Annotated in this window: 17 protein-coding genes and 2 tRNA genes; 8 read left to right on the top strand and 11 right to left on the bottom strand. The window is 71.0% G+C overall.

Annotated features, from left to right (window positions below; genetic code table 11):
• Positions 1-17 precede the first annotated feature (17 nt).
• Positions 18-5,519, bottom strand: coding sequence for a lamin tail domain-containing protein (locus AC1DP1_RS00870; RefSeq protein WP_477505232.1), 5,502 nt, complete (start codon positions 5,517-5,519; stop codon positions 18-20).
• A 124-nt stretch (positions 5,520-5,643) separates the two neighbouring features.
• On the opposite strand from AC1DP1_RS00870, the gene AC1DP1_RS00875 reads away from it, so the two are divergent.
• Both AC1DP1_RS00875 and rlmC read left to right on the top strand, forming a co-directional pair.
• A complete protein-coding gene (locus AC1DP1_RS00875) occupies positions 5,644-7,053 on the top strand; it encodes an aminopeptidase P family protein (RefSeq protein WP_477505233.1) in 1,410 nt (469 codons plus the stop codon).
• Positions 7,046-8,209, top strand: a complete 1,164-nt coding sequence (gene rlmC / locus AC1DP1_RS00880; protein ID WP_477505234.1) for a 23S rRNA (uracil(747)-C(5))-methyltransferase RlmC — start codon at positions 7,046-7,048, stop codon at positions 8,207-8,209. The genes AC1DP1_RS00875 and rlmC overlap by 8 nt, the downstream gene beginning before the upstream one ends.
• Positions 8,210-8,212: 3 nt before the next feature.
• Here the strand turns inward: rlmC and AC1DP1_RS00885 are convergent, their stop codons facing one another.
• From AC1DP1_RS00885 to AC1DP1_RS00900, 4 genes are all read right to left on the bottom strand, one after another.
• Entirely contained in the window at positions 8,213-8,839 is a 627-nt protein-coding gene (locus tag AC1DP1_RS00885) for a hypothetical protein (protein ID WP_477505235.1), read from the bottom strand.
• 70 nt (positions 8,840-8,909) lie between these two features.
• Complete coding sequence (locus tag AC1DP1_RS00890) at positions 8,910-9,512, bottom strand: hypothetical protein (RefSeq protein ID WP_477505236.1); 603 nt, start codon at positions 9,510-9,512, stop codon at positions 8,910-8,912.
• Positions 9,513-9,552: 40 nt separating this feature from the next.
• A complete protein-coding gene (locus AC1DP1_RS00895) occupies positions 9,553-10,173 on the bottom strand; it encodes a hypothetical protein (RefSeq protein ID WP_477505237.1) in 621 nt (206 codons plus the stop codon).
• Positions 10,170-10,832, bottom strand: a complete 663-nt coding sequence (locus AC1DP1_RS00900) for a hypothetical protein (protein ID WP_477505238.1) — start codon at positions 10,830-10,832, stop codon at positions 10,170-10,172. The genes AC1DP1_RS00895 and AC1DP1_RS00900 overlap by 4 nt, the downstream gene beginning before the upstream one ends.
• A gap of 263 nt (positions 10,833-11,095) precedes the next feature.
• Here AC1DP1_RS00900 and AC1DP1_RS00905 point away from each other — a divergent pair, with 263 nt between their 5' ends.
• Together AC1DP1_RS00905 and AC1DP1_RS00910 are read left to right on the top strand one after the other, a co-directional pair.
• Positions 11,096-12,490: a dicarboxylate/amino acid:cation symporter gene (locus AC1DP1_RS00905; RefSeq protein WP_477505239.1), complete on the top strand. Its 1,395-nt coding sequence runs from the start codon at positions 11,096-11,098 to the stop codon at positions 12,488-12,490.
• An 86-nt stretch (positions 12,491-12,576) separates the two neighbouring features.
• Positions 12,577-12,649, top strand: a tRNA-Arg gene (locus tag AC1DP1_RS00910).
• Positions 12,650-12,866: 217 nt separating this feature from the next.
• On the opposite strand, the gene AC1DP1_RS00915 is transcribed toward AC1DP1_RS00910, so the two are convergent.
• Positions 12,867-13,424: a hypothetical protein gene (locus AC1DP1_RS00915; RefSeq protein ID WP_477505240.1), complete on the bottom strand. Its 558-nt coding sequence runs from the start codon at positions 13,422-13,424 to the stop codon at positions 12,867-12,869.
• Positions 13,425-13,709: 285 nt separating this feature from the next.
• On the opposite strand from AC1DP1_RS00915, the gene AC1DP1_RS00920 reads away from it, so the two are divergent.
• On the top strand, positions 13,710-13,868 hold the full coding sequence (locus tag AC1DP1_RS00920) for a hypothetical protein (RefSeq protein WP_477505241.1): 159 nt from the start codon (positions 13,710-13,712) through the stop codon (positions 13,866-13,868).
• 15 nt (positions 13,869-13,883) lie between these two features.
• Here AC1DP1_RS00920 and AC1DP1_RS00925 read toward each other — a convergent pair whose 3' ends face one another.
• The 3 genes from AC1DP1_RS00925 to AC1DP1_RS00935 are packed head-to-tail and all read right to left on the bottom strand — an operon-like array spanning position 13,884 to position 16,219.
• Positions 13,884-14,897, bottom strand: a complete 1,014-nt coding sequence (locus AC1DP1_RS00925; protein ID WP_477505242.1) for an adenosine deaminase — start codon at positions 14,895-14,897, stop codon at positions 13,884-13,886.
• 25 nt (positions 14,898-14,922) lie between these two features.
• A complete protein-coding gene (locus tag AC1DP1_RS00930) occupies positions 14,923-15,705 on the bottom strand; it encodes a DsbA family protein (protein ID WP_477505243.1) in 783 nt (260 codons plus the stop codon).
• Positions 15,671-16,219 (bottom strand): MauE/DoxX family redox-associated membrane protein, encoded by a 549-nt coding sequence (locus AC1DP1_RS00935; protein ID WP_457184998.1) that lies wholly within the window; start codon positions 16,217-16,219, stop codon positions 15,671-15,673. Before AC1DP1_RS00935 ends, AC1DP1_RS00930 begins: the two co-directional genes overlap by 35 nt.
• 73 nt (positions 16,220-16,292) lie before the next feature.
• On the opposite strand from AC1DP1_RS00935, the gene orn reads away from it, so the two are divergent.
• Together orn and AC1DP1_RS00945 are read left to right on the top strand one after the other, a co-directional pair.
• Positions 16,293-16,937 (top strand): oligoribonuclease, encoded by a 645-nt coding sequence (gene orn, locus AC1DP1_RS00940; RefSeq protein ID WP_457184996.1) that lies wholly within the window; start codon positions 16,293-16,295, stop codon positions 16,935-16,937.
• Between the two features lie 45 nt (positions 16,938-16,982).
• A tRNA-His gene (locus AC1DP1_RS00945) sits at positions 16,983-17,055 on the top strand.
• 97 nt (positions 17,056-17,152) lie between these two features.
• Here the strand turns inward: AC1DP1_RS00945 and AC1DP1_RS00950 are convergent.
• Complete coding sequence (locus tag AC1DP1_RS00950) at positions 17,153-18,157, bottom strand: NAD(P)-dependent alcohol dehydrogenase (RefSeq protein ID WP_477505244.1); 1,005 nt, start codon at positions 18,155-18,157, stop codon at positions 17,153-17,155.
• Between the two features lie 263 nt (positions 18,158-18,420).
• Positions 18,421-20,631: an MMPL family transporter gene (locus tag AC1DP1_RS00955; RefSeq protein ID WP_477505245.1), complete on the bottom strand. Its 2,211-nt coding sequence runs from the start codon at positions 20,629-20,631 to the stop codon at positions 18,421-18,423.
• A 139-nt stretch (positions 20,632-20,770) separates the two neighbouring features.
• Here AC1DP1_RS00955 and AC1DP1_RS00960 point away from each other — a divergent pair, with 139 nt between their 5' ends.
• On the top strand, positions 20,771-21,439 hold the full coding sequence (locus tag AC1DP1_RS00960) for a response regulator transcription factor (protein ID WP_457184990.1): 669 nt from the start codon (positions 20,771-20,773) through the stop codon (positions 21,437-21,439).
• Positions 21,440-21,513 lie beyond the last annotated feature (74 nt).

The raw sequence follows: 21,513 nt of genomic DNA on the forward strand, positions 1-21,513 counted from the left end.
CACCCCTACGGGGGACGTCAGCGGGACCGCACGGCCCGGGTCGGCGGGCTGGTCCGGCGGGCAGTCGCGTGTCCGGGCTTGCGGGCGACGACCCTCACCGAGATCCGGTCACCGCGGTGCGAGGCGCGCGGCGTGAACCGCTTGCCAGTAGCCACCTTCCGCCCGTCCGCCAGCCACACGAACCGCAGCCGCGATCCGGCCGTCCGGTCGTCCAGCTGCACCCGGAGCTGCCGGCCGACGACCGGACGCCCCGTGATCCGCGGGCGGTCGACGACGACCCGACCGCGGCGCACGTCGGCGTCGTCCTCGACAGCAGCAGTGGTCGGCGTGAGACCCGCGGCCGTCCCGGTGACGACGACGCTGATGCGCCTTCCCCGGTGCACCGCGCGCAACCCGAGGCGTTGCCCCGTCTCCCCCGCCAGCTGCTCGCCGTCGGCGAACCAGGCGTACGTCAGCGTGGCTCCGGGCGTCCACGTGCCGGGGTCGACCCGCAGCTCGTGGCCCACCCGGGGCTTGCCCCGCAGCGTCGGCGTGCCGGGCACGACCGCGCCCGGGGCGGGCGTCGGCGTTGCGGTCGGCTCCGGTGTCGGCGTCGTCGGGTCAGGGGTCGGCACCGGGTCGGTGGGCGGGTCCGTCGGACCTCCGGTCGCGGTGAAGGTGTGCACGACCGAGTGGTCGACGGCGCCGTACGCGTCCGCCGTCCGGACGTACCAGCCGTGCTGGCCGGGCTCGACCCGCCACGTCGCGGTGAGCGGTGAATCGCTGGCGACGTCGTCGAAGCCGGCGATCCGCTCCGTGGTGAGGATGTCGACGCTCAGCTCGTCCGTCGACAGCGACTTGGTCCTGGCCTGCAGGCCCGAGGCGGCGTAGGGGATCTCGAACTCCTGGTGGAGCGGTTCCAGGGACGGGTCGTCGGAGTCGAAGTCGTCGAGCGAGGGCGAGTAGGTCCGCACGACGATCCGGCCGCCCTCGTTGTCGAAGTGCAGCAGCCGCAGGTAGCCCAGGCCGCCTTCGGACAGGCCCTGGTAGTCGAACAGCATCGAGTAGACCGTGCGGTCGGCGACGCCGTCGCCGTCGTCGTCCATCTCGTCGGTGCGGGTGTAGGCGTCGTGGTAGTGCCCCGACCCGACCGCGATGACGTTGGCGTTGGGCGCGACGACCTCGTCCATGATCCGCTGCGGGATCGGTCCGAGCCCGCCAGTGGTGAGCATGAACTCGTGGAGGTTGATGATCACCTTGCGCTCGGGGTGCTCGCCGATCACGCGGTTCATCCACCGGATCTGCTGGTCGCCGGCACCCCAGCCCATCGACACGACCATCAGGTCGATGCCGTCGGCGCTGACGAGGCTGTAGCTGCCACGGTTGTCCTGCAGCGAGCCGCCGAACCACGGGTTGCCGGCGAAGCGCTGCTCGCCGAACCACCGGCCGTACGCGCCGTAGTCGTTGCGGTGGTGACCGACGTCGTGGTTGCCCGCGAGCACGCTGTAGGGGATCCGCGCCTCGTCGAGGTCGCGATAGGCGGCGTCTGCCCGCTGCCACTGCGCCGGCTGGTCCCAGTCGTTGACGATGTCACCGGTGTGCATGAGGAACTGCAGGTCCAGGTTGGACCGCTGCGCCACGAGGAAGTCGTGGATCGCGCGCTGGTGCGGGTAGAAGTCCGGGTTCTGGTTGTAGTACTGGGTGTCGGACTCCCACGCGACCGTGAAGTCGTACCGGTCGCGCGGCGTCACGCCCTTGCCGGAGTACGGCGGTACCTGGTCGCCGCGCGTGCTCTGTCCCGGCGTCGTGAAGCCCTCGGAGTGCTGGACCAGGAGGGTGATCCGCCCGTCCTCCACGTGGTCCTTCGCCGGGACCAGTGCGTCGAGCTCGAACTCTGTCGGCGCACCGTCGGTCGTGAGGTGCTCGTCGACCTCCTCCCACTCAGCGGCGGTCACGTCGAGGACGTGCAGCCCGATCCGCGCCTCGGCGTTGGCGGAGCCGGACCAGTGCACCCGCGCGGTGAAGTCGTCGCCCGCGCCCTCGGGCACCTCGACGGTGTAGAGCTGGTAGGGGAAGAGGTCGTCGGACTCGGTGGTGGCGACCAGGCCGTCCCTGGTGGTGATCGCGGCGAGGTCGTCCTCGTTCAGCAGGACGGCGCCGTCGCGCGTCACCCGCGCGGCGTCGTACGCCGTCCCGGAGGTGGCGGTGACCGCCTCGTCGTCGGCCTCGACGTGGAAGCCGCGGCGCAGCTCGACGTCGAGCACGTCGCCCTCGGGGTCCGTCGGCGTCACTTCGAGGGTGACGTCGCCCGACTCCACCTCGGCACCGTCCGCAGGCGTCCGGAGCGACGCGGAGGGCTGCTCCTCGGGCGTCGTGAAGGCGACCGTGCGGGTGCGCGTGTTGCCGAGCAGGTCGACGGCGGTGAGCACGACCTCGTGGGGTCCCGCCTCGAGCTCCACCGACGAGGTCGGGTGGGGCAGCGTGATCTCCTCGCCGTCGAGCGTGGCCACCAGTGAGTCCAGCCCGGAGCCGCCGTCGGTGGCCCGGGCGTCGATGTCGAAGGTCCCCCGCATCTTGGCGCCGTCCTCGACCGTCGAGGTGATCTGCGGGGCGGAGTTGTCGACCACCAGCGTCCGGGTGGCCGACTGGCCACCCGCGCTCGCGGCGACGGTGTGGGCGCCGTCGGCCACCTCGGGGGTGTCCCACTGGTGGAGGACCGAGTCGAAGGCGTCGTCGGGGACGTCGAAGGTCGCGAGGAAGTAGACGAGGTTGGCGTCGGAGAAGGCGATCCGGGTGTCGGGGGCCGGGCACGCTCGCTCGGTGGGCTCCTGGCCCTCGCCCGCGCCGGCGCACGTCACCGGTCGCAGGACCCGACCGTCGGGCAGCGCGAGCCGGGGGTCGATGGCGACCCAGTCGTCGTTGTTCTCGTCGGGGTCGGGCTCGGGCCATGCCTTGGTCCCGGCATAGATCCCGATCGTGACCTCCTGGCCCCTGACCACCTTCTCGAGGGGCACGTCCGCCGCGACGGTCTCGGTGCGCTCGTAGAAGCCCTCGTCGAAGACCGTCAGCACCTCGTCGCCGATCTTCACACCGTTGCGGAAGAACGCGTCCGTGTTCGTCGCCTCGAAGGCGAAGCGGGGCGCGGCCTCCAGCGACGAGACGACGTCACCGACCTGCTGGCCGTCGACGGACAGGGCCAGGCTCGACGGGTCCCCGTCGGCGGTCGCGGTGATCGGGGTGGTCCCCGACACGAAGTCCCCGTCGGCGTGGTTGAGCCGCACCGGTGGCCGCGGTCCGTCGGCGAGGTCGACCCGGACCGGCCCGAGCGTCGTGGTGTGGGTGCCGTCGGACACCTCGAGGGTGTAGTCGACCCACTGCTTCCCGTACAGGTCGACGGACGGGATCGTGTAGACGAAGCGGTCGGGGGACTCGAAGCGGAGCGACCGGGTGACCGGGTCGCCGACGTCGGTGGCGAGGGTCAGCTCCGCGGTGCGGACCTGGTGGTCGTCACGGACGTCGAAGCCGAGCGTGAGGTCCTCGGTCTCCGGGAGCAGCGGGCCGCCGGTGAGGTCGTCGATGGTGGGAGCCGTGTCGTTCGTCGGAGTCGCGACGAGGCCCGCCGGCACCTGGTCGCGGTGCGTGTAGCCCGGCGTCGGGACGTCCAGCCGCGTCATCGTCTGCACCGTGCCGTTGCGGGGCTGCGGCACCCAGAGGTGGTCGGGCGACGCGGGCGGGTTCCACGCGTACTGGATCGCCGTCGTGGCCGTCGTCTGGGCGTCGTTGAAGTAGTAGGTGGTGCTGACGTCGACGCCGGTGTTGGTCGCCACCCGGATGCCGCGCAGGCCGCCGTTGGACATCCCCGCGGTGCGCACATCGACGAGGTCCTCGCCGGCCACGAGGTGGGCGCCGAAGGCGGCGTTGAAGTCGGTCGCGGTGAGCGACTCGTTCGCCGCGTTCTTGACCCACAGCACCAGCGTCCTGCCCGGGCCGATCACGGGGTCCCGCGGCGCGGCCGGCCACAGGGCCTGGTTGGTGGTGACGGCGTTGGCGTCGATGTAGAGGTAGGTGAGGCTGAAGTCCCGGAAGCTCACCGGCCGGTCGGAGGCGTTGTAGACCTCGACGAACTCGTAGGCGTCGCCACCCCCGGCGTTGGCGGTGTCCGGCGCGACCTCGGTGACCTGGAGGAGCGGCGCGTCGAGGTCCGGGTCGGTGGCCGGCGCCGGCGGCTGCGTCGGGACGCCGTCCTCCTCCTCGGGCGGCGTGACGCCCTGCCCCTCGGCGAGCGACCCGGGCGTCGGGGCGGACTTCGCGGAGAAGACGGGCGCGTCGGTGACGCCGACGCCGGGGACCGCGTAGTGGACGGCGAGCTCCGGGCCCACGTGGTCCGCCGGGACGTACGTCGAGCGGCTGACGGTGCCGTCGGCGTCCCGGATCTCAAGGGTCCGGGCACCGCCGCTGTTCGCCATGCCGGCCTGGCCGGTCACGTGCCCGACGGGCACGTCCGTGTCGATGCCGTAGTGGTCACGGAAGTCGGCGTCGGTGAAGAGCGTGGAGTTCGGGCTTGCGCCGCTCCAGCCGTCGGCCGAGCCGGTCTGGTAGTCGAGCCACAGCACGAGCGTGCCGCGCGCCGGGACGGTGTGCGGCTTGCCGGCGGTCAGCGCGAGCGTCGCGGTGCCGTTGTAGACCAGGGTGTGGTCCGCCAGGTCGATCGCGGCGTCGGTGGTGTTGGCGACCTCGAGCATCTCGAAGTTGTCCTGCGTGCTGGTGCGCTGGACGCCACCTGCGTCCGTGAACGTGTGGGTGCCGTTGTCCGGTAGGACCTCCGAGACGAAGAGCTCGGGCGCCGCGGGTGGCGCGGGCGGAGGTGTCGGGTCGAGCTGCTCGTCGCGCACGGCGCCCGGGTTGGGCTCCTGCTGGGTGGCGAGCACGCGCTGGACCGCGCTGCCGTCGGACGGGACGCCGTACTCGACCGTCCTGTCGACACCCTTGTCGCCGGAGGACCAGCTGACCTGGGCGACGTCGGTGGTCGCGCCGGCCTCCGTGCGGCGGATCCACATCGTGCTGCCGCTGTTGTTGAGACCGTTCTGCCCGGACAGCACGGCGAGGTCGAAGGACCCTCCCCACCCGAGACCGGTGTAGAAGTCACGGAAGTCCTGCTCGGTGACCGCGGCATCGCCGGTGAGCCCGCTGTTGCGGGGCCACAGCACGAGCGACCCGTTGGCTGCCACCGTGACGCCGTCGTCGTGGGTGAGTGTCTTCTGGTTGCTGCCGCTCAGGTAGACCACGGAGTAGCCGGCGTCAGCGAGGTCGACCGGGGCGTCGGTGGTGTTGCGCACCTCGATGAACTCGAAGGCGTCGACGGACGACCCGTCGGCTGCCTGCCGGTTGCTCGAGTCGACGTTGATCTCCGTGATCACCAGCGCGGGCAGCTCGCCAGCGGCCTGCGCCGGGAGGGACGTCGCGGCGAGGGTCCCGACCGCGAGGGCCACCGAGGTGGAGAGGCTGAGGACGGGGTGCAGGAGGGATCTCGCAGACGGCATGGTCGCACCCCACAGGTGGTGCGTGAATCGCTCCGGTACGGCCGGTGAACGCCGCGGCTCGCCCAGGCGTCGGGTCGGGCTCGGGGCATCACCGCGGGCGGGCGCGGCGTCGTACAGTGACCGCGTGAGCGAGCCGACTGCCGAGAACCCCGCCGAGACCGTCCAGACCCCCGCCGCCGACGGTGAGCAGCCCAAGACCGAGTCGCACGACCCGGCCGTCCCGGCTGCCTACGCCGCCTTCATGCGCGAGGGCTGGGGCGACCGCACGCTCGACATGCCGCGGCACCCGGTGGCCGACTGGGCAGCCGCGCGCCGCGCCAAGCTCGCCGAGGCCTTCCCCGACGACCGGCTGGTGCTGCCGGCAGGCACCTACAAGGTGCGCGCGAACGACACCGACTACCGCTTCCGGCCCGACACCGCCCACACCTACTTCTCCGGCAACCAGACCTCCGACGCGGTCCTGGTCGTCGAGGACGGCGAGTCGGTGCTCTACGCCCGACCCCGCTCCGAGCGCGACACCGACGAGTTCTTCCGCGACCGGCAGTACGGCGAGCTGTGGGCCGGGCGCCGCCCGTCGGCGCAGGAGATCTCCGACTCCCTCGGCATCGAGGTCCGCCACGTCAAGGACCTGCCGTCGTTCGACGACGACCGCAAGACCCGCGACCTCTCCACCGACGAGGACCTCGCCCGCGTCGCCGACGAGCTGCGCCTCATCAAGGACGAGTGGGAGGTCCGTGAGCTCCAGGAGGCCTGCGACATCACCACCCTCGGCTTCGAGGACTCGGTCCGCGACTGGGAGCGCGTGCGCGAGTTCGGCGAGCGGTGGATCGAGGGCACCTTCTTCCGGCGTGCGCGCGCGATGGGCAACGACATCGGCTACGACTCCATCTGCGCCGGCGGCTCGCACGCCACGACGCTGCACTGGATCGACAACACCGGCGCCATCGAGCCGGGCAAGCTCGTCCTGCTCGACATGGGTGTGGAGGGCCACAACCTCTACACCGCCGACGTCACCCGCACGCTCCCGGTCGACGGCCGCTTCACGCCGCTCCAGCGCGAGCTCTACGACCTCGTGCAGCAGGCGCAGCAGGCCGGCATCGACGCCGTACGCCCCGGTGCCCCGTTCCTCGCCGCGCACAACGCCGCGATGAAGGTCCTCGCCCACGGCCTCGAGGACATGCAGCTGCTGCCGGTCTCCGCGGAGGAGGCCCTCGACCCGGAGTCCAAGGTCTACGCCCGCTGGACCCTCCACGGCACCTCGCACATGCTCGGGATGGACGTCCACGACTGCGGTCGCTCGTCGGTCGACATCTACCCCAAGGGCAACCTCGCCGAGGGCATGGTGCTCACCGTCGAGCCGGGGCTCTACTTCCAGGAGGACGACCTGCTCGTCCCCGAGGAGCTGCGCGGCATCGGCATCCGCATCGAGGACGACATCCTGGTCACCGCCGACGGCAACCGGAACCTCTCGGCCTCGCTCCCCCGCACCTCGGCCGACGTCGAGGAGTGGATGGGCTCCCGCATCGGTGGCTGACCCGGCGCCTGCGCCCAGCCTCACCGTCGTCGACGGCGTGCCGCGCTGCCACCACTACGACGCCTTCCGCTGCCGCTCCTGCACCCTGCTCGGGACACCGCGCGGGCGCCAGCTCTCCGACAAGGAGGCGCACGCGCACACGCTGGTCGACTCGCCGGTGTGGCTGTCGACGGTCGCCGGCGCGGACACCCGGTTCCGCAACAAGGCCAAGATGGCGGTCGGCGGCAGCGTCGACGCGCCGACGCTGGGGATCCTCGACCGCGACCTCGCGGGGGTCGACCTGCACGACTGCGGCCTGCACTCCGACGGCCTGCGGGCGGCCCTCGACCGCACGTCCGGCTGGATCCGCGACGCCGGCCTGGTGCCGTACGACGTCGCGACCAGGCACGGCGAGCTCAAGCACGTGCTGCTCACCGAGTCGCCCGACGGCGAGCTGATGCTCCGTCTCGTGCTGAGGTCGACGGCCCTCGAGGCGCGCGTCCGCTCCCGCCTGCCTGCGCTGCTCGAGGCGGTGCCGGCGCTGCGGGTGGTGACGATCAACGTGCAGCCCGAGCACAAGGCGGTGCTCGAGGGCGAGCGCGAGATCGTGCTGACCGACACCGCGACGCTGCCGATGCGGCTGGCCACCGGGGTGACGCTCCGGCTGGGCCCGCGGTCGTTCTTCCAGACCAACACGGCGGTCGCGGAGGCCCTCTACGACCAGGCCCGCGCCTGGGTGAGCGACCTGCCCGACGTCCGCACCGTGTGGGATCTCTACTGCGGCGTGGGCGGTTTCGCGCTCCACCTCGCTGGGCCGGGCCGCGAGGTGCTGGGCGTCGAGGTCTCCGCCGACGCGATCGCGGCCGCCCGCGCCACGTCGACCGAGATCGGAGTGGCGGCGGAGTTCGTCGCGGCCGACGCGACGGCGTACGCCCTCGCCTCCGACGCCGTCCCGGACCTCGTCGTGGTCAACCCGCCCCGTCGCGGCATCGGCCCCGACCTCGCCCGCTGGCTCGAGACGTCAGGCGTGCGTCACGTCGTGTACTCCTCGTGCAACGCCGAGTCGTTGGCGCGTGACCTCGCGCTGATGCCGTCGCTCCGGCCCGTCGAGGCGCGGGTCCTCGACATGTTCCCGCACACGTCCCACTACGAGGTGATGGTGCTGCTCGCCCGCTGAGGGTCAGCCGCGGTGGATCCTCGGCCCCTTGCCGGTGTTGGTCTCGCTGAACGTGTCTCGATGACCGTCGTCGACGTAGGTCGTCTCTGGCACGCCCCCGGGTCCGAGCGGCATGTCGAAACCGCTGACCTGCACCCCGAGCCGGACCCATCGAGGCGTGCCGAGGCAGGCGGTGGGCAGGGACACCTCAAGCGTGTCCGACGCGCGATCCATGCTTCCCCGCAGGGCCGCGCGACAGTGGACCAGGTCTCTCCGGCGGCCCCAGAAGTCCGTCGACAGCCGATGGCCCGGCACCTTCAACAGCTCGAGGCTGTAGGAACGGTCCGGCGTGACGACCACCACGTCGAGGAAGGTCGCCCGAGGGTGCCCGGCTCGGAGGTCGCGAAGCTGCACCGCGACCCGCAGACGCTTCGCGCCATGGGCCGCGACCGTGCGGACGACGTCGACGGAGGTCTCGTCCGGTGCGGGGACGAACGCCGATGGCGCCCCGCCCTCCCAGTCGATCGTCAGCGAATGCGCGTCGCCAACCAGATCCTCGGTCACCACCTTCTCGGCGTGGGCAGCGCCCGGCAGGAGGGCGGCGACGGGAAGGAGGGCGGCGAGGAGACGCAAGCCGACGCGGTGGTTCATCGTGTCCGTTCTGGTCGAGCCCCGGATCGGGGCGGGCGCTGGGCGCAGGGGCATGCAGGGGGCATGGAGGTCAGCCGCGGCGGATCCGCGGACCCATGCTCACCCTGAGCACGTGGAACGCGTCGCTGTGCCCGTCGTCCACGGTGGACGCGAGCACGGCGGGGTCGGTCGCGGGGAGCGGCGCAAACGCCTTGATGCCCAGGCGGACCCAGCGGGGCGAGGCGAGGCACGCGGTCGGCACGGACACCACGACAGCGTCGGCACCGGTGTCGTACCGGGCGACCAGAGCCCGGCAGTCGACCTGACGCCCCCGTCGAGTGAGCGTCGTGCGCGCCCGGCGACCCTCCTTCTTCTCGACCTCAACGCGGTAGGCGCCTGCGGGCGTCCGGACGAGCACCTGCATGGAGTGGTCCCGCACGCCCGCGAGGTCGGTGAAGTGGACCGTGGCGCTGAGCCGCCTGTCCCCGTGCGCAGCGACGGTGCGCACGATGTCCGCCGGCGACGGGTCAGGAGTCGGCGGGAGCTCGGCCTCCTCGTCCGCAAGCCAGCCGAGGACGCCCGCGTCGCCCACCGGGTCGTGCGTCACCACCCTCTCCGCATGAGCCGCGGCCGGCGCGAGGAGGACGGCGGGGACGAGCAGTGCGACGAGGCACGAACCGAGACGTGACGACATGTGACGAAGCGTAGGGCCGGGCGACTCGTCGTCCGCCGCGTCAGCCGCGCCGGACCTTCGGGCCGAGGGCGATCATGTCGCGGATCTCGCCCACGCGGTGGGCGTCGTCGGCGAACACCGCCATCTCCTCAGTTCCGTCGGCCGATGTCACGGTCTCCACCGACGCGACGCCCGCACCGACCTGCACCCACCGCGGGGCGCCGAGGCACGACGTCGGGATCGTGACGGTGACCCGCGACGATGCCTGGTCCCCGGCGGCGCGCAGCCGCTGGCACTCGATCGCGTGGCCGCGGCGCGTCATGTCGACCTTCGCCCGGCGACCGAGGTTCTCGGTCTCCACCTCGAAGGTGCCGTCAGGAGTGCGCACCTCGAGCACCGCGAAGTAGGTCCGCGAACGGCCGAGGTCACGCAGGTCGAGGCGCACCCGGAGCCGCGACTCGCGGTGATCGACGGTCGTGCGTACGACGTCCGCGGTGAGGTTCTCCGGCGCAGGCAGGAGGTTGTCCAGGTCGTCACCCCCCTGCTCCGTCGGGCCGAGGGTCACCACGTCGGCAGCCGGGTCCTCGGTCACGACCTCCTCGGCGTGCGCGGCCGACTGCACGAGAAGGGCGGCGGGAAGGACGAGGGCGAGCACGCGGAGCCCGGGCCGGAGGGCGGTCACCCGCGGCGCACCTTCGGGCTCCGGCCCATGCTGTTCTCGCTCAGGCTCGAACGGAAGGCGTCGTCGGCCCAACCGGCAAGGTTGACCGATCCGTCGCCGAGCGGCGTGACCTGGAGCCGGGCGGCACCGACCTCGATCTGGATCCAGCGCGGCTTGCCGACGCAGACGGCGGGGAACGACACGGTCACCGTCTCGGCCACCACGTCGTACCGCCCACGCACCGAGCGGCAGGGCCGCGGGCGGCCGGGGACGCTCTCGTCGATGACGAGGGACGGGAACAGCTCCGTGTCCCGGACCCCGTCCGCGGACCGGGCGGCGAACACGTCGAACCGCTGGTCGGGAGTGCGGATGCCGATGTTGACGGAGTACTCCGCCGTCTCGGCGAGGTCCCGGAAGTGCACGGTGATGCTTACGCGCTTCGCGTGCCGGATGGTCGTGCGCGTGATGTCGGTGGCAGTCTCGGCCGGCGCGTCGAGGAAGGGCGGCCCGTCGTCGCCACCCGTCCCGAAGAGGAGCCCGCCCATGTCGGAGCCGAAGTTCAGGGCCTTGGCGTCGCTGACGGCGTCGTCCACGGTCACCTGCTCGGCGTGGGCGGCAGCGGGCAGGAGCAGAGCGACAGGGACGAGGACGGCGACGAGCCGTGTGGCGAGACGAGACATGGGCGGACCTTAGGTCCGCCTGCGCCTGCCGTGTGACGCGAACCACGGAATCGAAAGTATGAACCTGCCGTTGGGCTGGACGTGCGAACCGCCACGACCACTTCCACGAGCGTCGGAGACCTCCTGACGCAGCGTCGTGCTGTCGACCTCGCTCGCACCGAGAGCGCGCTCTGTCGCCTCGGACGCATCCTCGACTGACCTCGACCCTCCTGCGTCCCCCGCCCGGTTGCGACCGTGCGGATTCGAAAGGTTACTTTTTCAGTATGAATACTTCTATTACGGCGGAGAAGAAGCCCACCCGCTTCCGAACCCCCTCGTTCGGCGTCCAGGTCCTGATCGGCCTGGTCCTCGGCGTCGTCCTCGGTCTCGTCGCCCGCGCCATGGGCGCGGACGGCGTGGACGCCACGACCGGCGAGGTCGACCCCAACTGGCTCACCGAGACGCTGAGCACCATCGGCGGCACCTTCGTCACGCTGCTGCGTGCCGTCGTGCCCCCGCTCGTCTTCCTCGCCATCGTCGCCTCGATCGCCAACCTGCGCGACGTGACGGGCGCTGCCCGCCTCGCCTGGCGGACGCTGGCCTGGTTCGCCATCACCGCACTCATCGCGGTCGTCATCGGCATCGTCCTCGGTCTGGTCCTCCAGCCGGGTGACCACACCAGCGTCACCTCCGACGCCGCCTCGGCGCCGTCGACGACGGGCTCGTGGCTCGACTTCCTCACCGGCCTGGTCCCGGCCAACGTCCTCGGCCTCGAGGGCTACGACAACGGCGACGGCTCGATCGGCTTCTCGTTCAACGTGCTCCAGATCCTCGTGGTCTCGATCGCCGTCGGCATCGCGACCCTCAAGGTCGGCGAGGCGGCCGACCCCTTCCTCGGCTTCGTCCGCTCCGCGCTCGCCGTGGTGCAGAAGGTCCTGTGGTGGATCATCCTGCTGGCCCCGGTCGCGACCGTCGGCCTGCTCGGCAACGCCGTCGCCAGCTACGGCTGGGACGCGCTGGGCTCGCTCGGCATGTTCACCGTCGCGGTCTACGCCGGCCTCGCACTGGTCGTCGCAGGCGTCTACCCGGCGCTGCTCCGGATCCACTGCCTCTCGGTGCGCCAGTTCTTCTCCGGCGCCTGGCCGGCGATCTCGCTGGCCTTCGTGTCGCGCTCGTCGATCGGCACCATGCCGGTCACCGAGTCGGTCACGGAGCGCAACCTCGGCGTCCCGCGCTCCTACGCGTCGTTCGCCGTGCCGCTGGGTGCCACCACGAAGATGGACGGCTGCGCCTCGATCTACCCGGCGATCTCGGCGATCTTCGTCGCGCAGTTCTTCGGCCTCGACCTCTCGGTCACCGACTACCTGCTCATCGCGTTCGTCTCGGTGATCGGCTCGGCCGCCACCGCCGGTGTCACCGGCGCCACCGTCATGCTCACGCTGACGCTCTCCACCCTCGGCCTGCCGCTCGAGGGCGTGGGCCTGCTGCTCGCCATCGACCCGATCCTCGACATGGGCCGCACCGCGGTCAACGTCGCGGGCCAGGCGCTGGTCCCGACCATCGTCGCCAAGCGCGAGGGCATCCTCGACCAGGCGACGTACGACGCCCCGCGCGGGCGCGACGCATGGCGCGAGGACGAGGACGAGGACACCCGGGAGCCGGCTCCCGCCCTCGCCTGACCGCTCGTCCACACACCATCGACCCGCGTGCCGTGACGCCCTCACGGCACGCGGGTCGACCGCTGCTGGGATACTGACCGCGCTCAGCCCCCGTGGCGCAATGGATAGCGCAACGGCCTTCTAATCCGTGGGTTGCAGGTTCGAGTCCTGCCGGGGGCGCAAATCGGTGATCGTCACGACACCGACACGCCCGGCAGCCTCCCCGACGAGGTGGCCCCGCCCCATCAGGATGTGGTCAGGCCCCGCCACGTATGAGGTAGCGGGGCCGAATGCTTGCCCGGCGCGACACGCGCCGCGGGACGTACGACGGCCCGGAGCAGGAGGTCTCGACCTCCGGCCCCGGGCCGTCGCGTGTGTCAGTTGTCCAGGTGGATCGTCAGACGCCCAGGTTGAGGGCGGCCAGGATCTGGTTCAGCAGGGTCTGGAGCTGGCCCAGGAGCCCGGCGAGCGGACCGCCGTCGAGCAGCCCGGCCACCGCGCAGAGCAGGTTGCCGAGCAGGTTGCCGGCACCGGCGACCGCGACGATGTCGAGCACGACCCGCTGCAGGTGGATCTCCAGGCCGAGGACGTTCAGGTCCAGCGGACCGAGCACCAGGTTGAGGATGTCGCAGGCGCCCGCGTTGGCGGCGACGCGCCCGTCGGTGACGGCGCTGCCGTTGATCTTCTTGATGGGGATGGTCTGCAGGCCCGAGAACTTCGTGTCGGGACCGGCGTCCTTGATGACGCCCTTCAGGAAGCCCTTCATGTAGAGCACGCCGTCACGATCGATCGTCTTGATCGGCGTGAACGAGCCGGTGACCTTGTCGCCGGCCGACGTCTTGCCCACGACCGTGCTCGTGATCTTGCCGAGGTCGGACTTGCCGACGACGCCCCGGCTGGACGTCTCGGCCGCCGACGATCCGGCGACGGTGAGCGAGGTCAGTCCTACGGTCATGGCCAAGGCGACGACAGCCCCTGCTAGGAGCCGCCGTGCTACGTGTGTGAACTGGTTCATGTTCCCCTCCGGATGTGGACCCTCCCGCAGGGCAGCGGAGTGCCGCCCCTCCGCACGACGTTCGCACGGCTCTCCCCGGACGGTCATACCCCTTGGGGTAGATCGCGGGTGCGAACTCGCAGTTACCCCTGCCCGCCCCGCCCTGAGGGTGAAGGTCCACTCATGCGACGTCCTGGCACGGGTACGGGGCCACCGTCCCACTCCCCCACCAGATCGGAGTCCCTGATGTCGTACGACCTGGGCCTGAGCCTCCTGACCGTGCTCGGCGTGCTCGCCGGCATCGGCGCGCTGCTGTACGTCATGGCCGTGCTCGACCCGACCAACGTCCCGGCGGCCAAGCAGCTGCCGACCCACCGCGGGGCCCGCGGCCGCGCAGACACCTGACCCGCCGGGCAGGGCTCAGCGGGCGGCGTACGCCTCGATCTCGGCGGCGATCCGCGACTTCACGTCCGCGGGCGCGAACGACGCGTCGACGGCCGCCCGCGCCAGGTCGGCCACTCCCGCCTCGTCGAGGTCGAGGAGGTCGGCCGCGACCGCATAGTCGTGGTTGAGCGAGGTGGCGAACATCGGCGGGTCGTCGGAGTTGATCGTCACCGCCACACCCGCCTCGACGAAGGTCCGCAGCGGGTGGTCCTCGATGCGGTCCACTGCCCGCGTCGCGATGTTGGACGTCGGGCAGACCTCCAGCACGATGCCGGTGTCGGCCAGGTGCGCCAGCAGCTCGGGGTCCTGGGCGGCCGAGACGCCGTGGCCGATCCGCTCGGCGCCGAGCAGGCGCAGGGACTCCCAGATCGTCTCCGGACCGGTCGTCTCCCCCGCGTGCGGCACGGACCGCAGCCCGGCGGCCCGGGCGGCGTCGAAGTGCGGGCTGAACTGTGCCCGCGGCACCCCGATCTCCGGACCGCCCAGGCCGAAGCCCACCAGGGCGTCGGTGCGGTGCTCGAGCGCGTACGCCAACGTCGCGTCGGCAGCCGGGATCCCGGACTCGCCGGGGATGTCGTAGATCCACCGCAGCACCAGCCCGAAGTCACGCTCGGCCGCGACCCGCGCGTCCTCGATGGCCTCGGTGTAGGCCTGGATGGGGATGCCGCGCGCCACGGAGGTGTACGGCGTGCAGGTCAGCTCGGCGTAGCGGAGGTTCTGCCCCTCCGCCATCTCGCGGGCGACCTCGTAGGTCAGCAGCCGGACGTCCTCGGGCGTGCGGACCAGGTCGACGACGGCGAGGTAGACCTCGATGAAGTGGGCGAAGTCGCGGAAGGTGAAGAACTCCCGCAGCGCCTCGAGGTCGGACGGCACACCCGCCGCCGGGTGGCGCGCCGCGAGCTCGGAGACGATCCGCGGCGACGCCGACCCGACGTGGTGGACGTGCAATTCGGCCTTGGGGAGGCCGGCGATGAAGGACTGGAGGCTCACGCCCGGCAGTGTCCCAGAGGAGACGTCAGCTGCCGGTGCCGACCATCGCCTCCGCGATCTCGGCCATGGTCTGGCCCTCGACCTTCTCGCCGTCGACGAAGACCGTCGGGGTGGAGTTGACGCCGGCCTTGGAGGCGGCGTCGCCCGCGGCGTTGACCCACCCCTCGAACGTCATGTCCTCGATGCCGGGACGGACGTCGGCCTCGGTCGCGCCGGCCTCGACGGCCCACTCGACCAGCTGGTCGCTGTCGGGGAACGGGCCCTTCTCGGAAGGCTGGTTGTCGAAGAGCAGGTCGTGGAAGGCCTTGGCGACCTCGGGACCCGACTCGTCGAGCACCACGGCGAACGCGTTGGCGGCCTCCGGCGAGTAGTCGCTGATCCGCTCGAGGAACGGCAGCGGGCGGTACTCGACGTTGACCTCGCCCGCCTCGACGGCGGCGTCGAGCTGGTCGCCGACGGTCTGCTCGAGCTGGCCGCAGAACGGGCAGAGGAAGTCCTCGTAGACGACGATCGACTTCGGGGCGTCGGCATCGCCGACGACCATGCCGTAGTCGCTGGTCGCACCGGCCGGCGCGGTGTCCGGCTTGTCGGAGCCGAGGTTGCTGATCAGGAAGTAGCCGCCGACGACCAGGAGCAGCACGGCACCGATCAGGCCGAAGCGGGTGAGCTGCTCCTTGCGCTTGGCCTTCTTGCGGCGCTCTTCGGCCTCGGCCCGGGAGCGCTCGGTCCGTGCCCGCCGCGCCTCCCGCTTGGCCGCGGCCGCCGCCTTCTCGTCAGCGGTCCTGTGCGAGCTCTTCTTCTGCGCCATCGAGGCATCTTCCTTCGTGATCGGTGATGTGATCGGTGGTGGGGTCGGTGGATGGGTCGTGGGCGGTGCGGAACAGCACGTTGTCGAGCGCGAGCCGGGACGCCGGGCGTACGACGAGCCACAGGCTGAGCGCCAGCAGGCCGACGTCGCGCGCGATCTCACCGGGGTAGGCGGCGGCCGCGTCGGGGATCTCCCCGCCTCCGCCGAAGCACCCGCACTCGATGGACAGCCCGCGCGCCCAGGCGCTCGAGATGCCGATGATGAAGGCCAGGAAGAGCAGCGCCGACACCACGGAGGCGCCGCGCACCAGCACGCCCAGCACCAGGCACAGGCCGACGACGATCTCGACGACGGGCAGCAGGTGCCCGACCGTCGGGACGATCGCCTCCGGCAGCAGGTCGTAGGCCCGCACGGCTCGGACGCTGTCGGCAGGATGGGGCAGCTTGAGCGCCCCAGCCGCGATCCACACGCCCCCCGTCGCCAGGCGCGCGACGAGGCCGAACCAGTCCTTCACGCCCCCGACCATATGAGGCGAGGCTGAGTCGAGCCTGAGAGCGTCCACGCCGGGCCAAGTAGGGTGGCCCGTCGTGAGCGACAGACTGGTGTGGATCGACTGCGAGATGACCGGACTCGACCTGGGAGCCGACGCGCTCGTCGAGGTGGCGGCGCTCGTCACCGACTTCGAGCTCAACGTGCTCGGCGAGGGCATCGACGTGATCATCAAGCCGTCGCAGGAGTCCCTCGACCAGATGGTGGAGTTCGTCCGGTCGATGCACGAGAAGTCCGGGCTGCTCGACGAGCTCGACGGCGGTACGACGCTCGCGGACGCCGAGGAGCAGGTGCTGGCCTACATCAAGGAGCACTGCGCGGACGGCAGCCGGCCCCCGCTCGCCGGCAACACCGTGGCCACCGACCGCGCCTTCCTGGCCCGCGACATGCAGGCGCTCGAGTCGTTCCTGCACTACCGGATCGTCGACGTCTCCTCGATCAAGGAGCTCTCGCGCCGGTGGTACCCCCGCGCCTACTTCGCCGCCCCCACCAAGCGTGGCAACCACCGCGCGCTCGCCGACATCCAGGAGAGCATCGAGGAGCTGCGCTACTACCGCGAGGCCGTCTTCGTCCCGCAGCCCGGCCCGGACAGCGCCAGCGCCAAGGAGATCGCCGCGCGCCACGGCGGGCAGCTGACGGGCCTCGGCCCGGACACGGACGCCGATTCCGGCCCCACGGACTGAGTGTCCTACACTTCTCGTCGTCCACAGCGCCAGCTGCGGGACATGGTGGGTATAGCTCAGCTGGTAGAGCGCCGCCTTGTGGTGGCGGATGTCGCGGGTTCAAGTCCCGTTACTCACCCTGATGGATCGAGCCCTTGACCGCAGCGATGCGGTCAGGGGCTCGATCCGTTCCACCCCTTGCCCCCAGTTGGGGGGCAACGCGGTCAGCAGTACCGTCACGTCGTGATGGCGACCTTGCCTCTGCAGGCGCCGGACTCCAGGTAGCGCAGGGCGTCTGGGACGCGAGACAGCGGATACGTGCGGTCGATGCTGGGCGTGACGTCACCTGCTTCGATGAAGGCGGTGAGTCGTGTTTGGTCGCTGGCTCGTTCCTTGCTTGCGAGCATCGTCAACCGCTGCGTGACGAACAGCGAGAGCAGCGGGGCTCGAAGGGAACGGCCGAAGCCGCCCGTCCATCTGCCGCCTGCCTCGCCGCTGACGATGACCAGCGTTCCTCGCGGTGTCAGTGCCCGTCGCAGTCGGGAGAGCGACGTGTTGCCGCCGAGGTCGAGGACGAGGTCGTACCGAATCGGGCCCGCCGCGAAGTCTTGAGACGTGTAGTCGATGACGTGGTCGGCGCCCAGAGACGCCACGAAGTCGAGCTTCGCGGTGCTGCACACAGCGGTCACATCGGCGGCCAAGGCCTTGGCCAGCTGTACTGCATAGCTTCCGACTCCCCCGGAGGCACCGATGACGAGAACTCGCTGCCCGGCCTCGACCCTGCCGGCGTCGGTCAGGGCCTGCAGGGCCGTGCCTGCCGACACCGGAACGACGGCGGCCTGCTCGAAGGACAGGTTGGCGGGCTTGGGTGCCAGCTTGTCTTCTCGGGCGGCGGCGTACTGGGCGAACGACCCGCGGGAGATACCGAAGACCTCATCGCCCATGGCGAATCTGGTGACCGCTGACCCGACTTCGACGACGGTGCCGGCGACGTCGAGGCCGGGCACGCGGTTCTTCGGCCGACTGAATCCGAAACCGATGATCCTGAGCAGGTAGGGCCGACCGGCCATCATGTGCCAGGTACCTCGGTCGAGACCGGCGGCGCGGACGTGAACGAGCACCTCGTTGTCAGCAATCTGGGGCAGGGCGATGTGCTCCAGCCGCAAGAGGTCGGCCGAGCCGTACTGGTTTTGGACCATCGCCCGCATGGCGTGGGTCTTGTCTGAGACGGCGTGCTTCATGGCGTTTCCTTTCAAGGATGGAGGGGAGTCACGGAACGCAGGGTCACTTGACCTCAGCACGCATGACGAGGAGCAGTCCGTTCGCCAGCGGCGCGACCAGCCAGGTGGCACCGGTGACGGCGATCTGGGTCCACTGCTCCGCGGTGAGTGCCTGGTCGAAGACGAAGAGGCGTGGGCGTCACGTCCCACACCAGCACCCGTGAAGCTGACGTCGTCGACAGCGGTGGTGCCTCGGTATCTCGTGGTGACGCCTTCGGCGGTGATCATCGCGCGGCCCCGCTTCCTACGGGCTCCGGCACGGCGGGAGGTGCCGGCTGGGGCAGGGACGTCTCGTCGCTGTTCGCGGCGCGGCCGTCGACGTCGAGGTGCGGCAGCAGCCGGTCGAGCCAGCCCGGGAGCCACCAGTTGCGGTCGCCGAGGAGCTCCATCGTGGCGGGCACGAGCACGAGCCGGACGAGGGTCGCGTCGATGAGGATGGCAGCTCCGAGGCCCAGGCCGAACATCTTCGTCAGCACTGCCTCGCCGAGCACGAAGGAGAAGAACACGGTCACCATCACGGCTGCGCTGGCCGTGATGACCCGAGCCGACTTGGCCAGCCCGTCGGCCACGGCGAGGGCGTTGTCGCCGGTGCGGTCGTACTCCTCCTTGATGCGCGAGAGCAGGAACACCTCGTAGTCCATGGAGAGCCCGAACAGGATGGCGAAGATGCCGATCGGGAGCTGGATGGGCACGGGGGTCGCTTCGGGAATGCCGACCAGGTCTCCGAGTGGTCCGCCGCTGGTGGCCAGCGCGAGCACGCCGAACGCGGCGGCCGTCGCGAGCAGGTTCATGACCACGGCCTTCAGCGGCACCAGGACTGAGCGGAACACCATCGCCAGCAGCAGGTAGGACATCAGCAGCACTCCGCCGAAGAAGATCGGCAGCCGGTCACCGGTCCAGCGGGTGGAGTCCACGTTGGCGGCCACCATCCCACCGACATGGACGGACAGTCCGGTCGCTGTCGCGGCGGCCGGGATGGCGTCGTGGCGAAGCGCGTCGACGAGGCGTTCGGTGGCTGGGCTCTGGGGCGAGGTGGTGGGCGTCAGGGTGAGCACCGCCGTGTCTCCGGCGTCGTTGAGGCCGGCCGGGGCGACGTACGCAACGCCATCGACCTGACTCAGGGTGTCGCCCAGTGCGTCGGCCGAGGCCCGCAGGTCGCCGGTGCCGCCCTGCACGGTCAGCACCATGGGTGCCGCGAAGCCGGGCCCGAAGCCATCAGCGAGGAGGTCGTAGGCCCGCCGGCTGGTCGAGGTTGGCGCGTCGTTCTGGGCGTCGGGGAAGCCGAACCGGATCCCGAGGAACGGCGCGGCCAGGGCCAGCAGCACGGCCAGCCCACCGGTCGCCGCGATCCACGGGCGGCGCTGGATGAAGCGGCTCCACCGGAACCACCGTGAGGCGTCGTACGAGCGGGCGTTCCTGTTCACGAACGGCACGTGCAGGCGTTCGATGCTGCGCCCGGTGAATCCCAGCGCAGCCGGAAGCAGGGTCAGCGATGCGGCGACGGTGACCAGCACCGCGAGCACCACGGTGAACGCGAACCCGTTCATGGCCGGCTGGCCCATCAGCAGGATGCCGAGCATCGAGACCACGACCGTGATCCCGGCGAACAGGACGGCGCGCCCGGCTGTCCCCATCGCGGTGGCGGTGGCGCCTCGGGGGTCCTGCCCGGCGGCGAGGCCGCTGCGGTAGCGGGTGACGATGAGGAGGGCGTAGTCGATGCCCACCCCCAGGGCAACCATGGCCGCGGTCGCCGGCGCCCAGGCGGGGACGTCGACCACCCGCCGGAGGACCTCGCCGAGGGCCATCGCGATCCCGAGCCCGAACAGGGCGGTCAGCAGCGGTAGCCCCATCGCCACGACGGAGCCGAAGGTGACCAGCAGGATGATCGCGGCCGCAATCAGCCCGATGACCTCAGAGCCGACGGGGGCTGTCTGGGAGAGTGCTGCGACCGGGCCGCCGACCTCGACCTGGAGGCTGTCGTCACCTGCGGCGAGAATGGGGTCGACCAACGCCGCCGCTCGAGCCGGCGTGTACTCGTCGACGGTCATGTCGAGGGCGACGTCGGCGTAGGCCGTGGTGCCGTCCTCCGAGACCTGCGCCGCAATGTCAGCGGCGAACGGGCTGGCGATGCCGACGACGTGGGCGTCTTCTGCGACGTCGGCGAACACCTCGTCCGCACGGGCTCGTACGTTGGGCGACGACACGCCGTCGTCGCTGTGCAGCACGATCTGGACGGTGTCGCCGGAGCGCTGGGGGAAGCTGTCATGCAAGGTGTCCGCCGCGGCTCTGGACTCGGACCCGGGCTGCAGGTAGTCCTGGCGGAAGTCTCCACCGAAGGCCCCGGCGAGGAGGAAGGACGCCGCGAGCGCACCCAGCCAGGCGAGCACGACCAGGCGGCGACGACGGAAGCACCAGTCAGCGAGATTGACCAACATGTCGGGCTCCTCAGGTCGGAAGTTTCGGGATTCCTCGACGCTACGAAGACGACGCGAGGAGCACGATGGGGCAGACGGCAGCGCTGCTGGGGCCAGCACGACGGCCCTTGACGGCCAGCACCACCACTACAGTCGGCGCATGGCGCTGCGTGTGGTCTTCGCCGACGACAACTACCTGGTCCGCGAGGGTGTCTCTGCGCTCCTGGCGGAGGCCGAGGACATCGAGGTCGTCGACGTCGTGGCCGACGCCGTGCAGCTCCTCGCCGCAGTGTCCACCCACTCACCCGACGCGGTGCTCACCGACATCCGGATGCCTCCGACGCACACGGACGAGGGCATCGAGGCGGCACGACGGATCCACGCCGAGCATCCCGAGGTCGGTGTCGTCGTCCTCTCGCAGTACGTCGAGGAGGACTACGCCTTCGACCTGCTGAGCGATGGCGTGGCCGGGCGGGGCTACCTGCTCAAGGAGCGAGTCAGCGATCTGGACGAGCTGGTCCGCGCACTGCGAGAGGTGGCTCGAGGCGGTTCCGTCCTCGACCCGCTGGTGGTCGAGGCGTTGCTCGCCCGTCGAGCCGATGACGGTCCGTTGCTGGGGCTCACCGACCGCGAGCGGGAAGTTCTCGCGATCATGGCCACGGGCCGCAACAACGCGACCATCGCGAAGACCTTGTTCATGAGCGACCGTGCCGTCGAGAAGCACATCGGTGGCGTGTTCCAGAAGCTCGGACTGGCCGAGGAGCACGAGACCAATCGACGTGTGATGGCCGTCCTCGCCTACCTCGAGGCGTCGGGTCCCCGCCGCTGACCGCTCCTGGGGACGGGGGTGCGGCCACCCCCACTCCCGGGGTTCGGCCTGGACCCTCCCCCTCCCCGGAGATC

Source organism: Nocardioides sp. P4_G10, from assembly GCF_056401175.1.